The sequence below is a fragment of the Paenibacillus sp. J31P316 genome (genome assembly GCF_056269105.1).
On the sequence record NZ_JBWDNI010000005.1, the window covers coordinates 185,239 to 207,303 of the forward strand.

Sequence of the window (22,065 nt, forward strand, 5' to 3'; positions counted from 1 at the left end):
AGCGAAATAAGTGCAAATCTGCATCTATTTTCGGGATAATCGCTAGATTCAGAGTGAAACTTTGGAATTAAATGCACTTTTGCATCTATTTATCGATGGCGGACCGAAAAGCGGAAGAATAAATGCATATTTGCATCTAATTATCGTGGCTGCGATGCTTGGTCGACCTCCACCGTTGTTTCGCGATCCACCGGCTGCCCTCAAGCCTAGAATATGGCCGAATCCCGATCCACCTTGCGGGCTGCGTAGTTGCTGGCCAGGATGAGCACGAACGCGACCACCGACTGCAGGAAGCCGGCCGCGGAGGCCATGCCGATATCGCCGGATTTGCGAAGGCTTCGGTACACGAGCGTGTCGATGACGTCCGTCGTCGGGAACAGCAGCGAGGCATCGCCGACCATCGCGTAGAACATCCCGAAGTCCGCGTTCATGATGCGTCCGATCGCGAGCAGCGTCAGGATCATGATCGTCGGCTTCAGCATCGGGATGCTGATGAAGCGCATTTGCTGCCAGCGGGTGGCGCCGTCGATGGAAGCAGCCTCGTAATAGGAATTGTCGACCGACGTGAGCGCGGCCAGATAGACGATCGTGCCGTACCCCGTTACCTTCCAGCGCACCGCGATCGTCAGAATGAGCGGCCACCAGCTTGCTTTGCTGTAGAAGTCCACGCTCTGCAGGCCGAACCATTCCAGTACGCGGTTCAGCGCGCCGTTCTCGAAGTTCAGCAGGTTGTACGTGAACACGCCGACGACGATCCAGGAGATGAAGAACGGCAGGAAGGTCAGCGATTGGGTGATGCGCTTGAAATATTTGTTCCTCAGTTCGTTCAGCATGAGCGCGAAGCCGACTTCGAACACGAGGCCGACGCCGATGAACAGCGCGTTCAGCAGGATCGTGTTGCGCACGGCCCGGAACGCCGCGTCCGAGGACAAAATATAATCGAAGTTGTTCAGCAGCGGATGCATCCAGTCGCTTCCCCAGATGCCTTTGCTGAAGTCGAAGTTCTTGAACGGAATGATCAGCCCCGACAACGGCAAGTAATTGAACAGGAATAGCAGCGTCGCGACGGGAAGAAACATAAGCAGCAGCTGTCGGTTGCGGACGAGCTCGCGGATGACTCCGTTTCGTTTCATGGGCCCTTACCCCTTCTCTTTCGGTGATAGTTTTATGATAAAGGAGCGGCTTATCCGCTTCTATGAGCGAATCTTATCCTTTGCAGGTCAGGATTGGCGTAGTTCGATCTAGCTCACCCGGCGCCCGCTCCGTTCGGTCTCGGCATGCAAAAAGCCCGCCCTTCGCGTCATGTCGAGACGGCGATGGACGGGCGCTATAAGGTTCGCGAGAATCGGACCGGCGGGGCAACGCATCCGCCTCGCCTCCGTCAGCTGCGCTTCCAGGCGCATGCAAAACAGCCCGGCGTCATCTTCCATGACGCCGGGCTGTTTATATTAGGCGACTCGCCACTGATGCGGCGCGCGCTGTTATTACGCTTTGTTCGAAGAACCGAACTCGCGGATTTTGCCTACGACAGTCGCTTTGATGGCATCGCGGCCTGGCGTGAGGAATTTACGCGGATCGTATACTTCGTCGTTCTTGGCCAGTACGGCGCGAACGGCTTTCGTGAACTCGATTTGGTTCTCGGTGTTGACGTTGATTTTCGCCGTGCCGAGGGAGATGGATTTTTTGATTTGCTCCGTAGGGATACCTGTGCCGCCGTGAAGAACGAGCGGTACGCCTGCAGTTTGGCAAATTTCTTCCATTTCTTTGAAGCCCAGGTTCGGCAGGCCTTTGTAAGGACCGTGAACGGAGCCCAGAGCCGGTGCCAAGCAATCGATGCCCGTACGGTCAACGAGTTCTTTGCATTCTTTCGGATCCGCATAGATAACGCCGTCTGCGACAACGTCGTCTTCTTGTCCGCCGACTGTTCCCAGCTCGGCTTCAACGGAAATGCCGCGCTCGTGCGCGTAAGCGACGACTTCGCTCGTGATCTTGATGTTTTCTTCGAAAGGACCGTGCGAAGCATCGATCATGACGGACGTGAAGCCGGCGTCGATCGCTTCTTTGCATTTCGCTACGCTGGAGCCGTGGTCGAGGTGGATTGCGACCGGTACGGTCACTTTCATTTCTTCGATCAGGGAGCTAACGATAGCCGTAACGACTTTGAAGCCGCCCATGTAACGAGCCGCGCCTTCGGATACGCCCAGGATGACCGGGGATTTCTCGGATTCAGCCGCAGCCAGGATCGCTTGCGTCCACTCCAAGTTGTTGATGTTGAACTGGCCTACCGCGTAACCTTCTTTAAGAGCTTTATCCAGCATGCCTTTCATCGATTCCAATGCCATCAGTACAGCCTCCTACACCTAATTGATTTTCTATAGCCATGCAACTGCGTGCCGACCCATACAGCTTATCATCTCGCATTTGACGTTCTCCGTCAACTTGTCCGCCCGCGAATTTCCAAGATCAATCGACAATTTGTCGAAAAATCTTGCGATTTGGCCGCGATATGCGCCGAAAGCTGCTCGATTTCGCTTATGACTCGTGCATGGATGGCGCGGATTCCCATTGTCGTTTTCATCCTAATTTGTCCAGCTCGGCCGTCTGCCATACGCCTTAATTTACGAATGCGCCGCCTCTAAGATCCGTCCCCAATCCCGTCACGCCTCACTCCCCCTGCCCCAGCTCCCCGTCCTTCAGGATCGGATGCCGCAGCGAGATGCGTGTTCCTTCGCTTGATGTCTCGATGCGCAGCTTGCAGTTGTCGCCGAAATACAGCTTCAGCCGGTCGTTGACGTTGCGCAGGCCGACGCCTTTGGCGCCTTCGGCCGATTTGCCGTTCGGGTCCGAATTCTGCTCCAGCTTCTCGATCACGTCCATCGGGATGCCGCTGCCGTTGTCGACGAGGTCGACGATAAGCTCGCTGCCTTCCCGGCGGGCGCTCAGCAGGATTTTGCCCTGGTCGAAATTGTCCCGGATGCTGTGCTGGATCGCGTTCTCGACGAGCGGCTGCAGCAGCAGGCGCAGGAACGGCACGTCCTTCAGCTCGCTGTCGACCGAATACAGAATCCGAATCGTGCGGCCCATCCGTGCCTGTTCGATTTGCACGTACGCCTTGACCTGCTCGATCTCGCGGCCCAGCGTCGTGACCTCCTTGCCTTGGTTCAGGCTGAGCCGCAGCAGATTGCCGAGGGCGGATACCATTTCGCTGATCTCGCTCCGGCCGTGGTTCTCCGCCTTCCAACGAATCGACTCCAGCGTATTGTACAGGAAATGCGGATTGATCTGGTGGCTCAGCACTTGGAACTCCAGCTCTTTCTTCTGCCGCTCCGCTCGCGAGGCGTCGGCGATCAGCCCTTCGATTCTGCGGATCAGGCTGCCATAGCCCCGGTAAAGCCAGCCGACCTCGTCCTTCCGCGACGAATGCGGAATGACCTGCTGCAGATTGCCCTCTTCCAGCCGCCGCATGTACCGGACGAGCCGAACGATCGGCTGGGTGAAATACGTGGTAATGTAGAACACCACGCCGATGCAGCAAACCAAATAAACGATCAGGAAGATGACGAGCAGCCGGTTGATCTCCGCGATCGTGCCCGTCAGTTCGTTCAGCGGCGTCAAGCTCGCGATCGTCCACGGATAGCTGTCCATCCGCACGTAGGTCGCCAAATATTTATTTCCTTCGATTGTGACGGTCTGTGAGCCCTGCGCCCCCGAAGCCGTTTGCCGAATAAACTTGCCGGACGGAAACGGGTTGCCCGTCCAGGCGTTCGCGTGCGAATCGTAGATGACTTTCCCTTCCTCGTCGAGCAGCAGCACCTTCTGATCGGTCATTTTCCCGCTTGGGGAGAAGAATCGCTTGAGCTGGTCCTCCGACAGATCCGTGGCGATGATGCCGCGGGGAACCTGATCGTATAGGCCGGAGAAGCGCTTGATATACGTCAGCAGCGGCCGCTGGTAATTCCCTTCCTCCGGCATCGACAGCCGCCAGGTCGGACTGACCGTCACGAGCGATTTGCGAAACCAGGCTTCGTACTCGACGCCGACATGCTCGCCGATCGTGCTCATGTAATCCGCGTATTTGGACGGGTCGATCGGGTACACGTGAATACGAAACGCATCGACGGACGCCGTCTTCTGATAAATAAGACTGATTAGGCTAAGCGTGAATGCATCTTCCTCCGCGGCGCTCGCCGGCGGGCGGGAGAGCAGGCTCTGCAGCTGCTTGTTGCCGATCAGATCGTTAATCTGATCGTTCAGCGTCTCCAGGTAGTTCTCGAAATTCCCCCGCGACTGCTGCAAATAATTGACGGACGCGGTCATGTTGGCGTTCGAGATGCCTTCAATGGCTTTGATGTGCGCATAATACGCGAACAATAAAAAAGGGACGATAATGATCATGAAGAAGATCAATATCATCCGGTTCCGAAGCGAGGGCGCGAGGCGCAGCGAGACGGGGCTACTCATTGCCCGCGATCCCCCTCAGCCTGCGGTACTCCTTCGGCGTATGGCCCGTTTGTTTCTTGAACAGCTTCGTAAAATGAACCGGGTCCTTGTAGCCGACCTCCGAGGACACTTCGTATATTTTGAACTGCACTTCTTCGAGCATCCGTTTCGCCCTCTCCATTCGAATGTCGGTCAAGTATTCGAGGAACGTCTTGCCGGTTTCTTTCTTGAACAGCTTGCTCAGCCACACCGGCGTCACGTGTACCTCTTCCGCCACGCTTTGCAGCGTCAGCCCGTCCGCATAGCGGATTCGAATGAACTTCTCCGCCCCTTGGATGATCTGACACGGCGAGACGCTCTGCGTGCGAAAGCCCGCGGCGACGGTCAGCAGAAACTGCTCCGCCTGCTCCTTCAGCGACTCCAGCGTGTCGTATTGCTCCAGCCGCTCCCACACCGCCATCGGGTTCCGTTCCCACGTCCGGTCCGTCCAGCCGTGCTGCCACGCTTTCTTGAACACGTCGAGGAGCCATTCGAAAATCCGCTGCTGAATGTCCCGAATCTGCGTGAACGACCAGCATTGGACCATCTCGACGAACGGCTCCATCGCCGCCCTGATCTCGTCGTCGGTACCGTAGCGAATCAGGTCGAGCACCTCCGCCGGCTGCCGGATCGAAGGGTTTTCCTGCTCCGCTTCGCTCTCCCAGCCAATTCCCGTTAGCAGGCGGTTGCCCCCGTAGACGGCTTTCTGCTCCAAAATCTCCTCGGTTTCCGTGTACATCGCATTGAGACCGCTTGCACAATCCGTCGTCGAACAGAGCGCCGCGCTGACGTTCACCTTGACGAATTGATTGATCCGGCGAATGCTCAGCTGGCCGAGCTCTTTGTACGCCTCCAGCCTGGCTGCGTCCGGGCAGTCCAGCAGCAGCACCCAGCGGTTCTTGGCATCGGCGTAGAGCACGGAACGATACACGCAGTCTTCCTCCAGCGTCTGGCGCACGACGTTGCCGATTCCGAACAGGATGAGGCTGCGTTCATTGCGGTTCTCGACCGCCTTCAGGTCGTCGACCTCGATCAACAGGAGCGCCAAGCGTTCTTCAAGCAGCCAGTCCAGCTCCAGCGTACGGAGCCGGTGCGCGATTCTCGTCTCGCGGTAAGCATTGTATTTGAATTCGACCAGCTCGCGCAGCACTTCCTCGCGCATCTTCGGCAGCGCGTTCTGCACATGCGATTGGAGGAGCATCTCATTGTCGCGGTCGCGCTTCTCCTTCTGCAGCTGGTCGATCGTTCTCGTCAAAATATCGCCGAGCTCCGCCGTATTAATCGGCTTGAGCAGGTAATCCAATGCGCCGAGCTTCATCGCGCTGCGCACCATCTCGAAATCGTCGTAGCCGCTGATCACGATCGCTTTCCAGCCGCCCTCCCGTTCGGCCGCATACTGCTCGACCAGCTCGAGTCCGGACATCCGCTTCATGCGGATATCCGTCAGGATCAGATCGGGCCGGCGCAGCCTGGCCAATTCCAGCGCCGTGTCGCCGTCGTCGGCGGTGATGACCTCGGTGATCCCGTAATCTCCCCAAGAAAAATTCCGGCGCAGCCCTTCGCGGATCTCCCATTCATCGTCAACGATCAGAACCAGCATCGCGCCCCCGCCTTTTCCCTTTTGTTTCCGCCATCATATAACGCGGCGCGGCCCTGCACAAGGAGTAGATCTTGGCTTTTATAGAGGGGATTCTATCTTCTTTCGGGAGATGAGGATACGATCCGCATAAATGTATCCATCGTGCGATATGTCCGCGGGACGCCAGCTTGCCATCTGCGTCTTCCAATCCTGCCACTTTATGTATATGATAGTTTAAACCAATTTCATGGGGGGGCGTCGATGACAATCGTATACAAAGTGAACGCTCCGCTTCGTGCCCAAGACGTGTCGGATGTATTTCGAAGCGCCGGGATGAAACGCCCCGTCGATGACTTGGAGCGAATCCAGCGCATGATCGATCATGCGGATGCGACCGTCTCTGCGTGGGACGACGAACAACTCATCGGCATCGCGCGAGCCGTTACGGATTTCTCGTACTGCTGCTACTTATCGGATCTGGCGGTCAGCAAGGACTACCAGAAGTCCGGCATCGGAACCGAACTGATTGCTCGTATGCGCGAGCACCTAGGGGACGAAGTTTCACTGGTATTGCTCTCTGCGCCCGCCGCGATGGAGTACTATCCGCGAATCGGTTTTAAGAAAGCAGAGAATGCTTTTCTGATTCCGAGAGGCAAGTGACGCGGGCCGCGTGGGTTAGAGCAAAATAAAAACGGGATGGCGCAGGTTAATCTGCTCCATCCCGTTTCTATTTTGTATTTGTGCTATTTGGCAGCTTTTCGCGACTCATGCAGCTCGTTCGAGCTGTATTTGTGGGTTTTGGCAGCTTTTCGCGTCCCATGTAGCTCATCTGCGCTGCATTTGTGCGTTTCGGCAGCTTTTCACGCTTCATGCAGCTCATTCACGCTGTATTTGTGCTGTTTCGCAGCTTTTCGCCTCCCATACAGCTCATCCGTGCTGCATTTCTGCGATTCGGCAGCTTTTCGCGACTCATACAGCTCATTCACGCTGCATTTGTGCTGTTTGGCAGCTTTTCGCGACTCATGCAGCTCATCTGCGCTGCATTTGTGCGTTTTGGCAGCTTTTCGCGACTCATGCAGCTCATCTGCGCTGCATTTGTGCGTTTCGGCAGCTTTTTAACGCGTTATCCCAGCGTCTTGTCTCCCGGCTTCCAGTTGACCGGGCACAGTCCGCCGGATTGAAGCGCTTGGAGCACGCGGATCGTCTCGTCGACGCTGCGGCCGACGTTCATGTCCGTGACCACTTGGTAACGCAGGATGCCTTCCGGATCGATGATGAACAAGCCGCGATTGGCAGCGCCCTCCTCGTTCAAAACGCCGTAGGCCTGCGCCGTCTCCTTGGTGAAGTCGGACGCGATCGGGAATTGGATCGGACCGATGCCGTTCTGTTCGATCGGCGTCTCGATCCAGGCTTTATGCGTGTACACGCTGTCGACGGACGCGCCGACGATGTCGCAGTTCAATGCCTTGAACTGCTCGCTGCTGCTGCTGAAGCCCATGATTTCCGTCGGGCAGACGAACGTGAAGTCGTACGGCCAGAAGAACAGCACGAGCCACTTGCCGCGGTAATCGGAGAGCGCGACGGTCTCGTCAAGGGTGTCCAAATTTTTAGTCGAGGGCAGCTTGAAATCCGGCGCGGGCAAGCCGACTTTGGCGAAAGGGTAAGCAATCGTTTGGGATGTAGTCATGGTTAATGGAGTCCTCCTGAATGTGTGTATGGGATGATTGATGTTATGACTTATTGACATGTTGACGAATTATTGATGTTTGGGCGGGTTGCTGGATTCCCCTGATTCGGTGAACTGGCAGACAATCAACGATTAGGATTGCCATTCGGCGAGCGCGCGATTCAGCTCGATCTGATTAAAGCCGAGAATGTTGCGGTCCCCGACGACCGTCACGGGCACGGAACGCAGGCCCGTGTTCCACAGCTCTTCGCCGTACTGGTCGTTCAGGTCGATATTGCGCTCTTCGTAGGCCACGCCGCGGTCGCTCAGGAACGATTTGACTTGCTTGCAATAATTGCAATGCGTGCTCGTGTATATAATAACGGGGTTGGTGTTGGACATGTTCGTTGCCTCCTTGGGTTGTTTTGTATGTTAAACGGATGCCGCTTGGGCTTCCGAAGCTTCATGAATTTCGTTGGCTTCGAGGAAACGTTCGCAGTCGAGCGCGGCCATGCAGCCCGTTCCCGCGGCGCTGATCGCTTGACGGTAGCGGCTGTCCTGCACGTCGCCGCAGGCGAAGATGCCCGGAATATTCGTCTCGGTCGTGCCCGGTGTCACGGCCAGATAACCGTGATCGTCCGTCGTCAATTGGCCGCCGAGGAATCGCGTGTTCGGCGAGTGGCCGATCGCGATGAAGATGCCGTCCGTCTCCAGCAGTTCTTCTTCGCCGGTGTCGTTGTTGAGCACGCGCAATCCTTTCAGGCCGGCATCGTCCGCGACAACTTCAAGCGGCGTGCGGTTAAGCGCCCAGCTGATCTTGCCGTTCTCCCGTGCCCGATTTTGCATGATTTTGGAGGCGCGAAGCTCGGCACGGCGGTTAACGACGACGACCTCCGAGGCGAAACGGGTGAGGAAGTTCGCTTCCTCCATCGCGGAGTCGCCGCCGCCGACCACGATGATCTTCTTCCCGCGATAGAAGAAGCCGTCGCAGGTGGCGCAAGTGCTGACGCCCCGTCCGACGTTCTCGCGCTCGCCCGGAATGCCTAAGTATTTGGCGGATGCCCCCGTCGAGATGATCAGCGTCTCGGCTTGCAGCTCGCCCAGTCCTTCGACTTGAAGCGTGAACGGACGTTTGGAGGTGTCGATCCCGGTCACCCAGCCCGACTTGAACTCGGCGCCGAACCGTTCGGCTTGCTTGCGCATGTTGTCCATCAAATCCGGGCCGAGGATACCGTCCGGGAAGCCCGGGAAATTCTCGACCTCCGTCGTCGTCGTCAATTGCCCGCCGGGCTCGGGTCCTTCGATAATAAGCGGGTTCAGGTTCGCGCGGGCCAGGTAGATAGCCGCCGTCAACCCCGCGGGGCCGGTTCCTACGATAATCGTTTTGCGCATGATGATTTCCTCCGTTTTATATTTAGATTTAGTTTAAATATTAGCGATAAAAAAATCATACCATCCATGCGTACTGCTTGCATGAAGGTATGATGAAGGGTTCATAAAGGGTTGATGAAGAGATGATAAAGGTTTCATGAAGCCGCCTTTCGGTCGCGCCGGCCGACCAAGTACGGACCCGTGCGACCAAGCAGGATGCCCCGTTCTTATTCGCCCAGACGGTAGCCGACGCCGCGAACGGTCGCGATGTAGACCGGCCGCTTCGGATCGTCGCCGAGCTTCTGCCGCAGGCTTTTTACATGCACGTCCACCGAATTGCTGCCGCCGAAATACGCATCGCCCCAAATGGCCGCCATGATGTCCTGGCGCGTAAGCACGCTGCCGTCGGACGACAGAAGAACGCGAAGCAGATCGAATTCCGTCTTCGTGAGCTCGATCTTCGCGCCGCCGCGCTGAACGGTCATGCGCTTCGGATCCATCTCCACGTCCTTGAAACGTAGCCGATCGGCGGAGGCTTCCGCCGATACCGGCTTGCTTTGGCCCGCGAGCGCTTCGATCGTCGCGACCGCCATGTCGATCGGGGACGGCCAGAGCAGCGTATGTCCTTCGGGCTTAGGCATAGCCGTCGCTTCTCCGACCAAGTACAAGCAATCCGAAGCTCGCACCTTTTCTCCGTCCACCGCTTCGTCCGTGCCCCACGTCCGGTCGATGACGAACAAGTCGTTCTCCAGCAGCGGCAGGATCGGCTCCTTCGCGTTATGGAACGTCAACACGTCGTAGCAGCGGGCCATGAGCGCCGCCGTTAGCTCCTGCAGCCGTGCCGGAAACGGACTGACGATCACGATTCTTCTCGTCGTATCGCAGAACGCCCCATCCGGAAATAGCGGCGCCTGCCCATTCGGAGCATGGTTTAGGTTTTCGACGTCCGACATGCCGCGCACACTCCTTTGAACAACATTTGTTCTTCCGTGATCGTATAGCCCGTCTCTTCCTCGATATGACGCAGCCACTCCTTCGGCGAAGCCGTCATGACCTCGCTCACCTTCCCGCAGGAGGTACAGACGATATGCTGATGCTCCTCCGTGCGCGAGTCGTAGCGGCTGGCATCCTTCTCCAGCTTCAGCTCGCGAATGAGCCCTTGTTCGGTGAGATAGCGCAGCGAGTTGTAGACCGTGGCGTAAGCAACGCTGCTTCCCTGTTCCTTCAAACGGTCGATGATGTCCGATGCGGTCGGATGATCGTGAGATTCCGTTACGATATCGAGAATCATCTTTCTTGGCGCCGTTAAACTATGACGGGACATAATGATCCTCCTTCTATAGAAATGACATTTATTTCAACGCTTCAAATAATTGCTGACTTCCAATAAGGTCATGCTTGCGAGAATTACCCTAAACTCCCAGCAGCTAACGGTTGTGCGGATGGCTAATCGGCTCAAAATGCCCATTATGATCAGCTAACGGTTACCGGGAGGCTTATTGCGAGATTTTCGGCGTAAAATCAGTTCGTCTACGCCCAATAGCGTCTGTCAGAACCGTTAGAGCTTCATCAGCATCCTTAATCGTGAATTAGCAGCGCTGGCAACCGTTAAGTCTTAATTTAAACTTAGTTTAAGTTTACCTAAAATACACTCGTCTCGTCAAGCCCGACACGCTTAGCGGAACCCGGCATACGGCGCTGCAACACACAAAAGACCGCAGGCATTTGCCCTGCGGTCTTCACCCGTAGCTATTCGTCCACAACGGTCCGCTCACAAGCTTTACTGGGAAGCCGCATCCTGCCCTCACTTTTCCCCAAGCGCATACAGCTGCTTAATAATATCCTCGATCCGCGGCTCCTTGACCGTCAGGTTATGCACCGCAACGCGGTCGCTCGTGGCGGCGACCATGGAGGCGATCTCCTTGTCGTCGTGGATCGGGAACCACAGCTGGTTCTCCTCGCGGCGGGCGATCGGCGGTCCATCCCAGATGCGTTCGTCGAAATGCTCCGTCTCCAGCACCAGGTACCGCTGCCCGCCGAATCGCTCCGTCATCCCCTCGGCGCTGCCATCGAACAGCACCCGACCCTTATCGATGAAGATGACCCGTTTGCACAGCCGTTCAATATCGTCCAGGTTATGCGTCGTCAGAATGACCGTCACTTTCTTCTCGCGGTTGATCTGCTTCAGGAACTGCTGAATGTTCTCCTTGGCCACGATGTCCAGCCCGATCGTCGGCTCGTCGAGAAACAGAATCTTCGGATCATGCAGCAGCGCCGCCGCGATATCCCCGCGCATCCGCTGCCCGAGACTGAGTTGGCGAACAGGCGTATCGAGAAAATGGCCCATATCCAGCAGGTCCGTGAACAAGGCGATATTGCGCTGCAGCCGCTCGGGTTCCACCCGGTACACCGCGCCGAGCAGCTTGAACGAATCGCGCAAAGGCAGGTCCCACCACAGCTGCGTACGCTGACCGAACACCACGCCGATCGATCTGGCGTTGGCCTTGCGATGCTTGAACGGCTCCAGCCCCAGCACCCGGACGGTGCCGGCCGTCGGCACGAGCACGCCGGAGAGCATTTTGATCGTCGTCGACTTGCCTGCCCCGTTCGGTCCGAGATAACCGACGAAATCGCCCTCTTCGATCGTAAAGCTGATGTCGTCGACGACCCGTTTCAAGGTTTTGGATCCGCCCAGCAGCCGATGGAGCAGGCGCAGCGAGCCTCCCCCTCCGCCGCCGACTTTGAAATCGCGCATGAGATGGTTCACTTCAATGATAGCCATTACGATCCCGCCCCCTGATACGCATTTAATCCTTTGCGCCATACGAAGTAAGCCAGCCAGGCTAGCCCGGCAGCGACTACCGGCGACGCGTACACGAGCACGGACGAGAACGGCGGTCCCTCCATCCCGTCCATGAAGATGTACGACGGATAGAACGCCATGAAGGAGATCGGCAGCACGAACGACAGCACGATTTGGACCGGTCTGCCGTAGACGGACAGCGGGAAGCGTGAGAATTGGTCGAGCAGCGTATCCAGCAGTCCCATCAAGCCGCCCGACTGCAGCGTCCAGAAGGCGGAGACGCCGAGCAGCGTCATGAGCGCCCATTCGATAACGGCTCCACTAAGCACGACAACGACCAATAGCAGAAGCTTCTGTGCATTCCAGTGGCCGATATGCGGAGCAGCGTAGAGGAGCCCTCCGATCCCCGCCAACAGATCGCCGAAACCGTAGATTTGGATGCGCATGGCGAAGAATTGGAACAGCGGATTCAGCGGCCGGACGAGGAAGCGGTCCATGACGCCTTCGCGGACGAGGTACTCGAGATTCCAGATTTGCTGGGAGAAGGTAATGAAGAAGCCGTGACTGAATCGCCAGAGCGACATGACGAACACGATCTGATACAGATCCCAGCCCGCAATGATCGGTACCTTTTGCGTCAGCACCCAGGTCAGAATGATGTTGGTCATGCCGAAGAACGCGACCGAGACGAGAATAAGCGTAAAATTGAGCGGATACATCGCCCGAGCGCGAAGGTTGGCCGCCTGCAGCTGCAAGTAAATTTTCATATGCGCGAACATCGTGTCGTCACCCGCCCGTCGTCACTAATAGTCGATTGAATACCACTAACAGCATCTGCGACAAGGCGAGCAGCGCCGCGGCCCATATCAGCTGCAGCTCAAGGCCGTGCCATAGCGCCGCCCCCTGCAGCTTGCCGATGTAGATGGAGATCGGGATGCTGAACACCCCTTGGAACGGGAGCAGCTCCAGCACCTTCGCGGCGCCGGCCGGGAACAGCCAGAGCGGAATCATCGCGCCCGAGCAGATCTCGAGAATCGTTTGCTTGATCATTCCGAACCCGCCGACCTCCGTGAACAGAAACGCCAACAGCCCGACGAGAAACGTCAGCGAGAACGCGATGCAATAGCCGAGCAAGCCGCTTAGCACGAACCAAGCTGCCTGCGCCCCTGTCGGTAGGCCGATCGGGAACAGCAGCAGCGAGGCGGCAGCGATCGGGACGACGACATAGACCAAGCCGAACAACAGGTCGGCCAGCGTTCGAAAGAAGGTCATCGCCAGATAATTCCACGGCTTCTGCATATCCAGCACGATATCCCCGGTCTGCACCCGCTGCGAGATGTCGTAATGAAAATCGGACGGAATCAGCGTTCGGATGATGCTGGCGATGACGGCGTAGGTGAGCATGTCCTCGAGCGACACGGTCAGGCCGGAGGCGCCGCTGCCGTAGACAGCCGTCCAAATTTCCCGCAGCACGACGATGAGCAGCACCGAGCTGCAGACGCGGAAGAAGACGTTCAGCTTGTAGACTTTCCTGTTCTTGAAGCTCATCCATGTCAGCGCCAAGTAAGAATTCATGTTGCCTCCTCCCTCCGGCAGAGACCGAATTAGTAAATTTGAGATATTTTACCAAAAGAATATACTGCTAGGTTTGCAACTCTGTCAATGACAAATAGATTCGCCATTAAATTGCCGTTTGATTAGCGTTGCAACGGTTCAGCAATGAGGAGCAACGGGTTTTCTCGCAGAGGGAGGATCACTTTATCCTTTCCTAGAATATTTAGTAATGCAGCGTTGGAGCTCTCTGGTTCGTGCTACCATTTCATGCGATTGGACGTGTATTTCTATGAGCAACATCGATAAACGAAATCGACTAAGCGAGGAAGTCTTCACGTACAGGATCACGAAAGACAATAAAGTATTTATTTACTGGATGGGTAAGCAAGTCACCATATTATCGGGGAAGGAAAGCGATAAATTTCTACAACGTATTTCGAATAAAGATCATAAAGAAACCCAGCTCGTCATGGCGAAGGTCACCGGGAATTTCAAACATGGAAATGAGAAAAACCAGAAATCGGATTAACGGGATATACCGAGGATAAGCGGTCTTACGGGCATAAAACAAAGGGCAGCCGACATGAAGTCGACTGCCCTTTTGCATGGACTGCCCTTTTGAATTGGCTGCGCTATTACTTGCCTTCGATAATTGCCTTGATCGTCTCGAGCGGCAGCTTCGGCACGCGGTCGTACGTCAGCAGGCCGTTGATCTCCTGCTCGACGTCGGTGAGCTGCGTATAGCAGAAGCCTTGCACGACGCCCGCCAGATACATCGGCTGCACGACGTCGCGCAGACGCTTGATGAAATCCTCGTCGTCGCTGGCGCTGGTGTAGCCCCAGCCTTCCCAGTCGCTCTTCTTGTAGGAGATGCCGCCGAACTCGGAGATCAGAATCGGCTGGCCCGCGTACGGGAAGCCTTCCACCGCCAGCACGCGGTTAGCCGGCATCGCGCTCACGGCTTTCTCGGCCGTGCTGTAACGATCCATCAGCACCTCGCGCCGTCCTTCGTAATCGTGGATGTTGAACAGATCCGTCGTGACCAGCTCCCAGCCGTCATTGGAGATGACCGGACGCATCTCGTCCAGCGACTTGGTCATGTGGTACATGGCCAGCGCGTGCTGCTGCTGCAGCTTGTTGATCTGAATGTCCGGCACGCCCCAGCTCTCGTTGATCGGCACCCAAGCGATGATCGACGGATGGTTGTAGTCGCGCTCGACGGATTCCAGCCATTCGTTCGTGAACCGGCGCACGTATTCCTCCGAGTACTCGTACGCGTTGGCCGCTTCGCTCCACACGGCTAAGCCCAGCTTATCGCACCAGTACAAGTAGCGAGGATCCTCCAGCTTCTGATGCTTGCGCGCGCCGTTGAAGCCCATCGCCTTCGTCAGCTCGACGTCCCGCTTGATCGCCTCGTCGCTTGGAGGCGTCAGGTTGCCGTCCGGGAAATACCCCTGATCCAGCACCATGCGCAAGTAGTACGGCCGATTGTTCAAGCACAGCTTGCCGCCTTCAATTGAAACTTTGCGCATGCCGAAATAGCTGCCGACCACGTCGCGGACCTCTTCGCCTTCGAGCAGCGTGAACGTCACGTCGTACAGGTTCGGGTTCTCCGGGCTCCACCAGCCGCCAAGGCCGTGGTCGTTGAAATCGTCGATGCGGATGGCGCGGGTAACGGACGGGCTGCCGCTCCGAAGCGCGAAGACGTCCTCCGATACCGGCTTCCCGTTGAACGTGATTTCCGCTTTCACGCGAATTTGCGACCCGGCCGCGGCGCCTTTGACGAACGCCGTCACGCGAATCTCCTTGCGGTCGATGTCCGGCGTCAGCTTGATTTTGTCCAGATGCACGTTCGACACGGCTTCCATCCAGACCGTCTGCCAAATCCCCGTCGTCCGCGTGTAGAAGATGCTCGCGGACTGTTCTTCCCAATATTGCTTGCCGCGCGGAAGCGTGACGTCCTTGCCGTAATCGACGGCTTTCACGACGAGCACGTTGCCTTTGGCTTGCAGCGCATCCGTGATATCGGCCCGGAAAGGCGTGTGGCCGCCTTCGTGCGAAGCGACGAGCGCGCCGTTCACCCATACGGAAGCCTCGTAGTCGACGGCGCCGAAGTGCAGCAGCACCCGCTTGCCTCCGAAGTCCGCCGGGATGCGGAGCTCGGTGCGGTACCATACCGTGTCGTGGAAGCCCGGATCACCGATGCCGCTCAGCTTGCTCTGATACGCGAAAGGCACTTGGATGCGCTTCGAGAACGCCTGCGTTCCCGCATGCCAGCCTGCCTGAACGCCGGCATTGTCGTCATCGAATTCGAATTCCCATTCTCCGTTCAAATTCACCCATTCGTTACGCATAAATTGCGGGTACGGATGTTCCGCGCGAAGCTGCTCTGTCATGTTGGGTATGCCTCCAATTAAATTAATTTAAAAGTTAACTAAATAACCATTTGAGTCATTATGAACACATTATGCCTCCAATTCCTCGAAAACGTCAACTATAAGTTGATTAATTAACCTACAGGTTATATAATGAGGCCACGATTTCGATCCGAAACGAGGCAGTCAATCGATGATTATCCAAGTGAATACCGCCAATATGGCACTGCTGGAATGCTTCTCGTCCGAGACGCGCGTGCGGATGATCGAGCTGCTCGACCGTTCGCCGATGAGCATCAAGGAGCTTGCCGCGGAGCTCGGCGTCTCCTCCGCCATCGTGACCAAGCATGTCCAGAAGCTGGAGTCCGCCGGCATCATCGGCACGGAGAGCATCTCCGGCGCGCGGGGAAGGCTGAAGATGTGCCGGCTGCTGCCGGAGTTCGTGACGCTGCAGCTGCGCACGCCAACCGCGCCGAACGCGAACGTCTACACCGTCTCCCTGCCGATCGGCCAGTACACCGATTTCAAAGTCAAACCGACCTGCGGTCTCTCCTCCGAGCAGTCCATGATCGGCTTGGTCGACGATCCCCGGTATTTCTGGGCGCCCGACCATGTGAAAGCCAAAATCATTTGGTTCGCCAGCGGCTTCCTGGAATACCGCATTCCCAATTACCTCATGGGCGGGCAGACGGCGACGAGCATCACGATATCGCTTGAGATTTGCTCGGAAGCGCCTGGCTTTAACGAAAATTGGCCCTCCGACATCTCGTTCCACATGAACGGCACGCTGCTCGGCACGTGGACCAGCCCAGGTGATTTCGGCGCGCAAAAAGGCATCTACACGCCGGATTGGTGGCCCCACGGCACGCAGCATGGTCTGATGAAGACGATCACGATCCGCAAGGACGGCACCTTCCTCGACGGCATTCAGCTGTCGTCGCTGACCGCCGCGGACCTGGACATCAAGCCGAATGACGAGATGCGCTTCCGTATCGCCTGCCCGGATACCGGTCCGCACGCCGGCGGCATCAGCCTGTTCGGCAGGCATTTCGGCAACTACGATCAGGAGATTGAAGTTACCGTGACGTATGAGTGACCTGCCGCCTGTTGCGCTTTATGCAAACCTTTATGCAAAACTTCATGAAAAACGTCATGAAAAAAACAGCCGGGCCGCTTATTGGCCTGGCTGTTTTAGCTTTAGCGCCGCGCGAGGCAGCCTCTTGCCCTACTCCACGCGTTCCCGCCTGCCACTCTCATGCGAACGGATCGCCGCATGGGCCAGCTGCAGCGCGCGCATGCCCGCCGCCGCGTGAACAGGCGGCTCGCCGCCGCTGCGGAACGCCGCCACGATGGCGTTCAGATGCGCGTCGAACGTGCGGTGGAATTCGCGGTCGCGATCGTTGAAGTAACCCGCCTGCCACACCTCCGCCGTCTCGCTGCCCGCCGCTTGGAACGAGAACCGGCGCACCGTGTCCTCGATCAGGACGCGGCCCTTCGTGCCGTTGACCTCCAGGCGCTGCGTATCCGCATACGCGTACGAGGAGTCGTAGGTACCGAGCAGATTGCCGACGGCTCCGCTCGCGAAGCGCAGACCGATCGACATCGTGCTGAAGCCTTTCCCCGTGATGTCGGTCATCTCCGCGGATACGGACGCGATCGGCCCCATCAGATACTCCAGTGAATCGAACCCGTGGCATTGCGTTTCGATCAAATTCCCATAAGGCGACTCGGCGCTTCCGCCCTCTCCGCCGAACCGCCATGTGCCGAAGACCAAGTCGCCGAGGCTGCCCTCGCCGATCCGGCTCTTCGCCAGCTGCATCGGCTTTGCGAAGCGATGGTTGAAGTTGATCGCGAAGAACGAATTCCGCTTCGCCGCCTCGTCCAGCAGCCGGTCCGCTTCCCGCAAGTCGAACACGAGCGGCTTCTCCACGAGCAGCGGAAACCCGGCCTGAATGACGGCAAGCGTCGCCTCGAAATGTCCTTCGTTCGGCAGGCACAAACTAACCAAATCCGGCTGCTCGCGCTCCAGCATCTCTCCGATATTCGTATAGGCGTTCGTCCTGTAATGCTCCGCCCGCTTCCGCGTCCGCTCGGGATCGCGTCCGGCGATAGCGCACAGCTCCACTTCGGGATGCGCCGACAACACGCGGGCATGCTGTTCGCCCCACCCGCCGGTGCCGACGAGCGCGACCTTCGTTTTACGTCCTGAAGCCGTCATGACTCCGCCTCCCTTTCACTGTTCCGTTCCGAGTGCCCCGCGGCATTCCGTTGCGCTCCCGTCACGGCTCCACCACGACTTTCCCGCACTGGCCGCCGAAGAACAGCTCACTTGCCTCCTGCAGCCGCGAAGCCGGGAAGCGATGCGTGATGATCTGCGACAAATACGCGCGATGCTGCCGCAAATACGCTGCGTTGGCTTCCAGCTCCCCGTACGTGAAATATTCGCTGCCCAATATCGTCCGCTCCGGCGCGATCAGATTCAACGACACGTCGAGCGACACTTCGCCGCCGTGCCCGACGCAGACGAGCACGCCGCGTTTGCCGAGCCGCTGCACGCACTGCTGACGGGCGGCGGTCTGTCCGCTGGAATCGAACGCGGCATCGACGCCGTCCCCCAAGCCGTCGGCGGCAAGGCGCGCGGCCAGGTCCTCGCTGCCCGCATGCACCGGGATGCCGCCGAGCTTCGCCGCGAGCTCCAGCCGGTATTCGTTCATGTCCGTCACGTAGACCGGCACATCCTGTCCCAGCATGATTTTGACCATGCCGAGTATGCCCAGCCCGATCGGACCCGCGCCAGCAATCAGCACCGATTCGATATCTTCGCGTACGAGCGTCGCCCTGCGGGTCGCATGACCGCCGGTGCCCATAATATCCAGCAGCAGCGTTGCATCGGAGAACGATAGATCCGCATCGATCGGGAAGAAAATATTTTCGTTAATCAGCACGTATTCGCCATACCCGCCATCATGCGAGAAGCCCATGTCCGCGCGTTTGTTGAAGCATTGGTTCGTATAGCCCAGTTTGCAGCTTCGGCAAGCGCCGCAGAAATCCATCAGGAAGACGACGCCCGGCGTCCCCGGCTTCGCATGGGTATCCGGTCCGGCATCGACGACCACGCCGGCGATCTCATGACCCGGCGTATGCTGGCCGGAGCCGTTCAAGTAATAGCCTTTGTCCGAGCCGCAGAGGGCGTTCGCCTTGGAGCGGATCAGCAGCTGACCCGGACCCGGACGGGGCACGTCCTTGGTCACGTATGCGACCTGGCCGTTGCCGGTGAAGACGGGAGAAAGCATTTGAGCTGGAATTGCAATCGGTTGCATAAACGTTCATCTCCTCGAATCAACTTGTCAAAAAGCTAGCAGTATCCTACACGGGATCTGCTTATATTTTACATGGATGCTGAGTAATGTCCTTGTTTAAAGCTTCGATTTACTTGTCAAAAACTACGGTCTATACTGGTCCTTAACGAAACCCTATCCTTCCCCCGAGGAGTTGGCGAACATGCTGCGCCGCGAGCATAGCTGGAACGATAACCCCATCCTGCCTTACGTGAGGCTCTGTTACCGCTTCGTCAGCCAGCCCTTCTTCCAGGGCGAGCGCCGGCTGCTCGACTACCTGTTCCTGTATATGGAGAAAGGCCGATATATCCTCACCGTAGAAGGCGTCGACTACGAGCTGAACGAGGGCGAGTTCGCGCTGATCCAGCCCGGACTTTTGTTTACGACCCGCGGCTACGGGGAATGCGTCGTGCCGAATGCCCATCTGGATTTCTTCTATAACCCCGCTCGGGCGCAGAGCTTCGTGACGACGCCGGGCCAAGCTAATATCGAGCCGTACGCACAGTTGCTCCAGCCTCGCCTGAACGATTTTCCCGAGGTGGACATTCCGGTTCTGCTGCAGGCCAAGCAGCCCCAATTGTATCGGGATACGCTGCTGCAGATGATCGAACATTTCAAAAGCAACGATATTCCGAGCACGCTGAAGGTACAGCAGCTGGCGCTTGAGCTGCTCCAGCTGCTGCTTGGCAGCGGCGGCGGCAATGCGGCCTCGTATGATTTCGAAGGGCAGCAGTTCGTCCACAAGATGAACGCCTTCCTGTCCTTCAGCTTGTCCGCCCCTTTGTCGGTCGAAGCGATGGCGAGGCATGCGGGCTATTCGGAATCGCATTTTACGACCGTGTTCGCGCAGCGCTTCGGTACGACGCCGCATCAGTATTTGCTGCAGCTTCGCCTGCAGAAGGCACAGGAGCTGCTCGGCACGACAACGCTGAAGCTGGAGCAAATCGCGGCCTACTGCGGTTTCGCCAACGATTCGCATCTATCCAAGGCGTTCAAGCGGCAGACCGGCCTGTCTCCGAGGGCGTTCCGGACTGGGATGACGGGCACGGCTAGGGCGTGAAAAGCGATGGAAGCACCGACAATCCGCTCCCTGAGCCGCTAAGCGCCTGTTGCTTTTTCCCCCGCTCCGCGGTACGATAGCCAAAACATGTAAAATTGCGATGATGGACCATAGTACCTGAGGAGTCTTCCACGCAGCGAGCCGGGGATCGTGCAAGCCCGGAGAAGCAATCAGGGAATCGGCAGTCCGGAGCATGGGAAATTCAGCAAAAGAGGGCGGCTCTTCAGGCCGTCAACTGGGGTGGAACCGCGGGCGCGCAAGCTCTCGTCCCCGGATATCGCGTTGTCGCGATGTCCGGAGGCGGGGGCTTTTTTTGATTCCCTTCTCCGGCACGGATCGCGCCGCGCTGCCACCGTGACGGTGCCAGCCGACCATAATGCCGCAATGACGGCCGAAGGAGTGTCTGACGATGAGCAACGAATCGAAACCGATGGACCGAGTCGTCTCGCTGGCGAAGCAGCGGGGTTTTATTTTCCCGGGGTCCGAAATCTACGGCGGCCTGGCGAATACGTGGGATTACGGCCCGCTCGGCGTTGAGCTGAAGAACAATATCAAGCGCGCCTGGTGGAAGAAATTCATCCAGCAGTCGCCGCATAACGTCGGCCTCGACGCCGCGATTCTGATGAATCCGCAAGCCTGGGTCGCCTCCGGCCACGTCGGCAATTTCAACGATCCCATGATCGACTGCAAAGCATGCAAGGCCCGCCACCGCGCGGACAAAATCATCGAGAACGCCCTCGGCGACAAAGGCATCGAGGTCATCGTCGACGGCATGACGTTCGACGACATGAAAGCGTTGATCGAGCAGCACGGCATCGCCTGCCCGGATTGCGGCAGCCGGGATTTCACGGACATCCGCCAGTTCAATCTCATGTTCAAGACGTTCCAGGGCGTGACGGAATCGAGCGCGAACGCGGTCTATCTTCGGCCGGAGACCGCCCAAGGCATCTTCGTCAACTTCAAGAACGTGCAGCGCGCCATGCGCAAGAAGCTGCCCTTCGGCATCGGCCAAATCGGCAAAAGCTTCCGCAACGAAATCACGCCCGGCAACTTCACGTTCCGGACGCGCGAGTTCGAGCAGATGGAGCTGGAATTCTTCTGCAAGCCCGGCGAGGACCTGGAATGGTTCCGGTACTGGCGCGGCTTCTGCCGGGATTGGCTGCTCGGCCTCGGCATGCGGGAATCGAGCATCCGGCTGCGGGATCACGCCGACGACGAGCTGTCGCACTACAGCAGCGCGACGACGGATATCGAGTACCGCTTCCCGTTCGGCTGGGGCGAGCTGTGGGGCATCGCGGACCGCACGGACTTCGACCTGAAGCAGCATATGGCGCATGCGGGCGAGGACTTCCATGTCGTCGATCCGGACACGAACGAGCGGTACGTTCCGTACTGCATCGAGCCTTCGCTCGGCGCCGACCGGGTGACGCTCGCCTTCCTCGTCGACGCGTACGAGGAAGAGCAGCTCGAGGCGGATGACAGCCGCGTCGTGCTGCGGCTGCACCCGGCGCTCGCGCCGATCAAAGCAGCGGTCTTCCCGCTGTCGAAGAAGCTCGCGGACGGCGCGCAGCAGGTATACGCCGACCTGGCCGCCGACTTCATGGTCGACTACGACGAAGCCGGCTCGATCGGCAAACGCTATCGCCGCCACGACGAGATCGGCACGCCGCTCTGCATCACGTACGATTTCGATTCCGAGACCGACGGCTGCGTCACCGTCCGCGACCGCGACACGATGGCGCAGGTACGGCTGCCGATCGCGGAGCTGCGCGCTTATGTGGCCTCGCGGGTGGCGTTCTAGATTCTTTGTGCTACTGCTCCAGCGGCCGTTAACGCCATA

Annotated in this window: 20 protein-coding genes; 5 read left to right on the forward strand and 15 right to left on the reverse strand. The window is 57.9% G+C overall.

The window, feature by feature from the left end; all coding sequences use genetic code 11:
• Positions 1-206: 206 nt before the first annotated feature.
• The 4 genes from AC0YNU_RS18335 to AC0YNU_RS18350 form a co-directional block, all read right to left on the reverse strand.
• Complete coding sequence (locus AC0YNU_RS18335) at positions 207-1,133, reverse strand: ABC transporter permease (RefSeq protein WP_161699002.1); 927 nt, start codon at positions 1,131-1,133, stop codon at positions 207-209.
• Positions 1,134-1,484: 351 nt separating this feature from the next.
• Positions 1,485-2,342 carry a class II fructose-bisphosphate aldolase gene (locus AC0YNU_RS18340; RefSeq protein WP_475759185.1) on the reverse strand — a complete coding sequence of 286 codons (858 nt, stop codon included), beginning with the start codon at positions 2,340-2,342 and terminating at the stop codon, positions 1,485-1,487.
• 322 nt (positions 2,343-2,664) lie between these two features.
• On the reverse strand, positions 2,665-4,461 hold the full coding sequence (locus AC0YNU_RS18345; protein WP_475759187.1) for a cache domain-containing sensor histidine kinase: 1,797 nt from the start codon (positions 4,459-4,461) through the stop codon (positions 2,665-2,667).
• A complete protein-coding gene (locus tag AC0YNU_RS18350) occupies positions 4,454-6,079 on the reverse strand; it encodes a response regulator transcription factor (protein WP_475759189.1) in 1,626 nt (541 codons plus the stop codon). The genes AC0YNU_RS18345 and AC0YNU_RS18350 overlap by 8 nt, the downstream gene beginning before the upstream one ends.
• Before the next feature lie 240 nt (positions 6,080-6,319).
• Here AC0YNU_RS18350 and AC0YNU_RS18355 point away from each other — a divergent pair, with 240 nt between their 5' ends.
• Positions 6,320-6,718, forward strand: a complete 399-nt coding sequence (locus AC0YNU_RS18355) for a GNAT family N-acetyltransferase (RefSeq protein WP_475759192.1) — start codon at positions 6,320-6,322, stop codon at positions 6,716-6,718.
• Positions 6,719-7,181: 463 nt separating this feature from the next.
• Here the strand turns inward: AC0YNU_RS18355 and AC0YNU_RS18360 are convergent, their stop codons facing one another.
• The 8 genes from AC0YNU_RS18360 to AC0YNU_RS18395 all read right to left on the reverse strand — a co-directional run bounded on the left by AC0YNU_RS18360 (position 7,182) and on the right by AC0YNU_RS18395 (position 13,473).
• Positions 7,182-7,745 carry a peroxiredoxin gene (locus AC0YNU_RS18360; RefSeq protein ID WP_475759194.1) on the reverse strand — a complete coding sequence of 188 codons (564 nt, stop codon included), beginning with the start codon at positions 7,743-7,745 and terminating at the stop codon, positions 7,182-7,184.
• A gap of 132 nt (positions 7,746-7,877) precedes the next feature.
• Positions 7,878-8,126, reverse strand: coding sequence for a glutaredoxin family protein (locus AC0YNU_RS18365; RefSeq protein WP_475759196.1), 249 nt, complete (start codon positions 8,124-8,126; stop codon positions 7,878-7,880).
• A 30-nt stretch (positions 8,127-8,156) separates the two neighbouring features.
• Positions 8,157-9,116 (reverse strand): thioredoxin-disulfide reductase, encoded by a 960-nt coding sequence (trxB, locus tag AC0YNU_RS18370; protein ID WP_475759198.1) that lies wholly within the window; start codon positions 9,114-9,116, stop codon positions 8,157-8,159.
• A 206-nt stretch (positions 9,117-9,322) separates the two neighbouring features.
• Positions 9,323-10,048 (reverse strand): winged helix-turn-helix transcriptional regulator, encoded by a 726-nt coding sequence (locus AC0YNU_RS18375; RefSeq protein ID WP_475759200.1) that lies wholly within the window; start codon positions 10,046-10,048, stop codon positions 9,323-9,325.
• A complete protein-coding gene (locus tag AC0YNU_RS18380; RefSeq protein WP_475759202.1) occupies positions 10,027-10,419 on the reverse strand; it encodes a Fur family transcriptional regulator in 393 nt (130 codons plus the stop codon). Before AC0YNU_RS18380 ends, AC0YNU_RS18375 begins: the two co-directional genes overlap by 22 nt.
• A 480-nt stretch (positions 10,420-10,899) precedes the next feature.
• Complete coding sequence (locus tag AC0YNU_RS18385; protein WP_475759204.1) at positions 10,900-11,877, reverse strand: ABC transporter ATP-binding protein; 978 nt, start codon at positions 11,875-11,877, stop codon at positions 10,900-10,902.
• On the reverse strand, positions 11,877-12,665 hold the full coding sequence (locus AC0YNU_RS18390; RefSeq protein ID WP_475759206.1) for an ABC transporter permease: 789 nt from the start codon (positions 12,663-12,665) through the stop codon (positions 11,877-11,879). The genes AC0YNU_RS18385 and AC0YNU_RS18390 overlap by 1 nt, the downstream gene beginning before the upstream one ends.
• Positions 12,666-12,684: 19 nt before the next feature.
• Positions 12,685-13,473, reverse strand: a complete 789-nt coding sequence (locus AC0YNU_RS18395; protein ID WP_475759208.1) for an ABC transporter permease — start codon at positions 13,471-13,473, stop codon at positions 12,685-12,687.
• A 268-nt stretch (positions 13,474-13,741) separates the two neighbouring features.
• Between AC0YNU_RS18395 and AC0YNU_RS18400 the strand changes: the two genes are divergently transcribed.
• Positions 13,742-13,981 (forward strand): hypothetical protein, encoded by a 240-nt coding sequence (locus AC0YNU_RS18400; protein WP_475759210.1) that lies wholly within the window; start codon positions 13,742-13,744, stop codon positions 13,979-13,981.
• A gap of 106 nt (positions 13,982-14,087) precedes the next feature.
• Here the strand turns inward: AC0YNU_RS18400 and AC0YNU_RS18405 are convergent, their stop codons facing one another.
• On the reverse strand, positions 14,088-15,848 hold the full coding sequence (locus tag AC0YNU_RS18405; protein WP_475759212.1) for a glycoside hydrolase family 2 protein: 1,761 nt from the start codon (positions 15,846-15,848) through the stop codon (positions 14,088-14,090).
• A gap of 172 nt (positions 15,849-16,020) precedes the next feature.
• Here AC0YNU_RS18405 and AC0YNU_RS18410 point away from each other — a divergent pair, with 172 nt between their 5' ends.
• A complete protein-coding gene (locus tag AC0YNU_RS18410; protein WP_475759214.1) occupies positions 16,021-16,923 on the forward strand; it encodes an ArsR/SmtB family transcription factor in 903 nt (300 codons plus the stop codon).
• A gap of 129 nt (positions 16,924-17,052) precedes the next feature.
• Here AC0YNU_RS18410 and AC0YNU_RS18415 read toward each other — a convergent pair whose 3' ends face one another.
• Both AC0YNU_RS18415 and AC0YNU_RS18420 read right to left on the reverse strand, forming a co-directional pair.
• The gene (locus AC0YNU_RS18415) at positions 17,053-18,045 is read right to left on the reverse strand and encodes a Gfo/Idh/MocA family protein (protein ID WP_475759217.1); all 993 of its coding nucleotides are present in this window, start codon (positions 18,043-18,045) and stop codon (positions 17,053-17,055) included.
• Positions 18,046-18,106: 61 nt separating this feature from the next.
• Entirely contained in the window at positions 18,107-19,147 is a 1,041-nt protein-coding gene (locus tag AC0YNU_RS18420) for an alcohol dehydrogenase catalytic domain-containing protein (RefSeq protein ID WP_475759219.1), read from the reverse strand.
• Positions 19,148-19,328: 181 nt separating this feature from the next.
• On the opposite strand from AC0YNU_RS18420, the gene AC0YNU_RS18425 reads away from it, so the two are divergent.
• Positions 19,329-20,225, forward strand: coding sequence for a helix-turn-helix domain-containing protein (locus AC0YNU_RS18425; protein ID WP_475759221.1), 897 nt, complete (start codon positions 19,329-19,331; stop codon positions 20,223-20,225).
• 430 nt (positions 20,226-20,655) lie between these two features.
• Positions 20,656-22,026: a glycine--tRNA ligase gene (locus tag AC0YNU_RS18430; protein WP_475759554.1), complete on the forward strand. Its 1,371-nt coding sequence runs from the start codon at positions 20,656-20,658 to the stop codon at positions 22,024-22,026.
• The last annotated feature ends 39 nt before the right edge of the window (positions 22,027-22,065 follow it).

Bases quoted from the DNA above. Each gene is read 5' to 3' on its own strand.
- AC0YNU_RS18335 (WP_161699002.1), bottom strand. From the start codon at position 1,133: ATGAAACGAAACGGAGTCATCCGCGAGCTCGTCCGCAACCGACAGCTG.
- AC0YNU_RS18340 (WP_475759185.1), bottom strand. From the start codon at position 2,342: ATGGCATTGGAATCGATGAAAGGCATGCTGGATAAAGCTCTTAAAGAA.
- AC0YNU_RS18345 (WP_475759187.1), bottom strand. From the start codon at position 4,461: ATGAGTAGCCCCGTCTCGCTGCGCCTCGCGCCCTCGCTTCGGAACCGG.
- AC0YNU_RS18350 (WP_475759189.1), bottom strand. From the start codon at position 6,079: ATGCTGGTTCTGATCGTTGACGATGAATGGGAGATCCGCGAAGGGCTG.
- AC0YNU_RS18355 (WP_475759192.1), top strand. From the start codon at position 6,320: ATGACAATCGTATACAAAGTGAACGCTCCGCTTCGTGCCCAAGACGTG.
- AC0YNU_RS18360 (WP_475759194.1), bottom strand. From the start codon at position 7,745: ATGACTACATCCCAAACGATTGCTTACCCTTTCGCCAAAGTCGGCTTG.
- AC0YNU_RS18365 (WP_475759196.1), bottom strand. From the start codon at position 8,126: ATGTCCAACACCAACCCCGTTATTATATACACGAGCACGCATTGCAAT.
- trxB (WP_475759198.1), bottom strand. From the start codon at position 9,116: ATGCGCAAAACGATTATCGTAGGAACCGGCCCCGCGGGGTTGACGGCG.
- AC0YNU_RS18375 (WP_475759200.1), bottom strand. From the start codon at position 10,048: ATGTCGGACGTCGAAAACCTAAACCATGCTCCGAATGGGCAGGCGCCG.
- AC0YNU_RS18380 (WP_475759202.1), bottom strand. From the start codon at position 10,419: ATGTCCCGTCATAGTTTAACGGCGCCAAGAAAGATGATTCTCGATATC.
- AC0YNU_RS18385 (WP_475759204.1), bottom strand. From the start codon at position 11,877: ATGGCTATCATTGAAGTGAACCATCTCATGCGCGATTTCAAAGTCGGC.
- AC0YNU_RS18390 (WP_475759206.1), bottom strand. From the start codon at position 12,665: ATGAAAATTTACTTGCAGCTGCAGGCGGCCAACCTTCGCGCTCGGGCG.
- AC0YNU_RS18395 (WP_475759208.1), bottom strand. From the start codon at position 13,473: ATGAATTCTTACTTGGCGCTGACATGGATGAGCTTCAAGAACAGGAAA.
- AC0YNU_RS18400 (WP_475759210.1), top strand. From the start codon at position 13,742: ATGAGCAACATCGATAAACGAAATCGACTAAGCGAGGAAGTCTTCACG.
- AC0YNU_RS18405 (WP_475759212.1), bottom strand. From the start codon at position 15,848: ATGACAGAGCAGCTTCGCGCGGAACATCCGTACCCGCAATTTATGCGT.
- AC0YNU_RS18410 (WP_475759214.1), top strand. From the start codon at position 16,021: ATGATTATCCAAGTGAATACCGCCAATATGGCACTGCTGGAATGCTTC.
- AC0YNU_RS18415 (WP_475759217.1), bottom strand. From the start codon at position 18,045: ATGACGGCTTCAGGACGTAAAACGAAGGTCGCGCTCGTCGGCACCGGC.
- AC0YNU_RS18420 (WP_475759219.1), bottom strand. From the start codon at position 19,147: ATGCAACCGATTGCAATTCCAGCTCAAATGCTTTCTCCCGTCTTCACC.
- AC0YNU_RS18425 (WP_475759221.1), top strand. From the start codon at position 19,329: ATGCTGCGCCGCGAGCATAGCTGGAACGATAACCCCATCCTGCCTTAC.
- AC0YNU_RS18430 (WP_475759554.1), top strand. From the start codon at position 20,656: ATGGACCGAGTCGTCTCGCTGGCGAAGCAGCGGGGTTTTATTTTCCCG.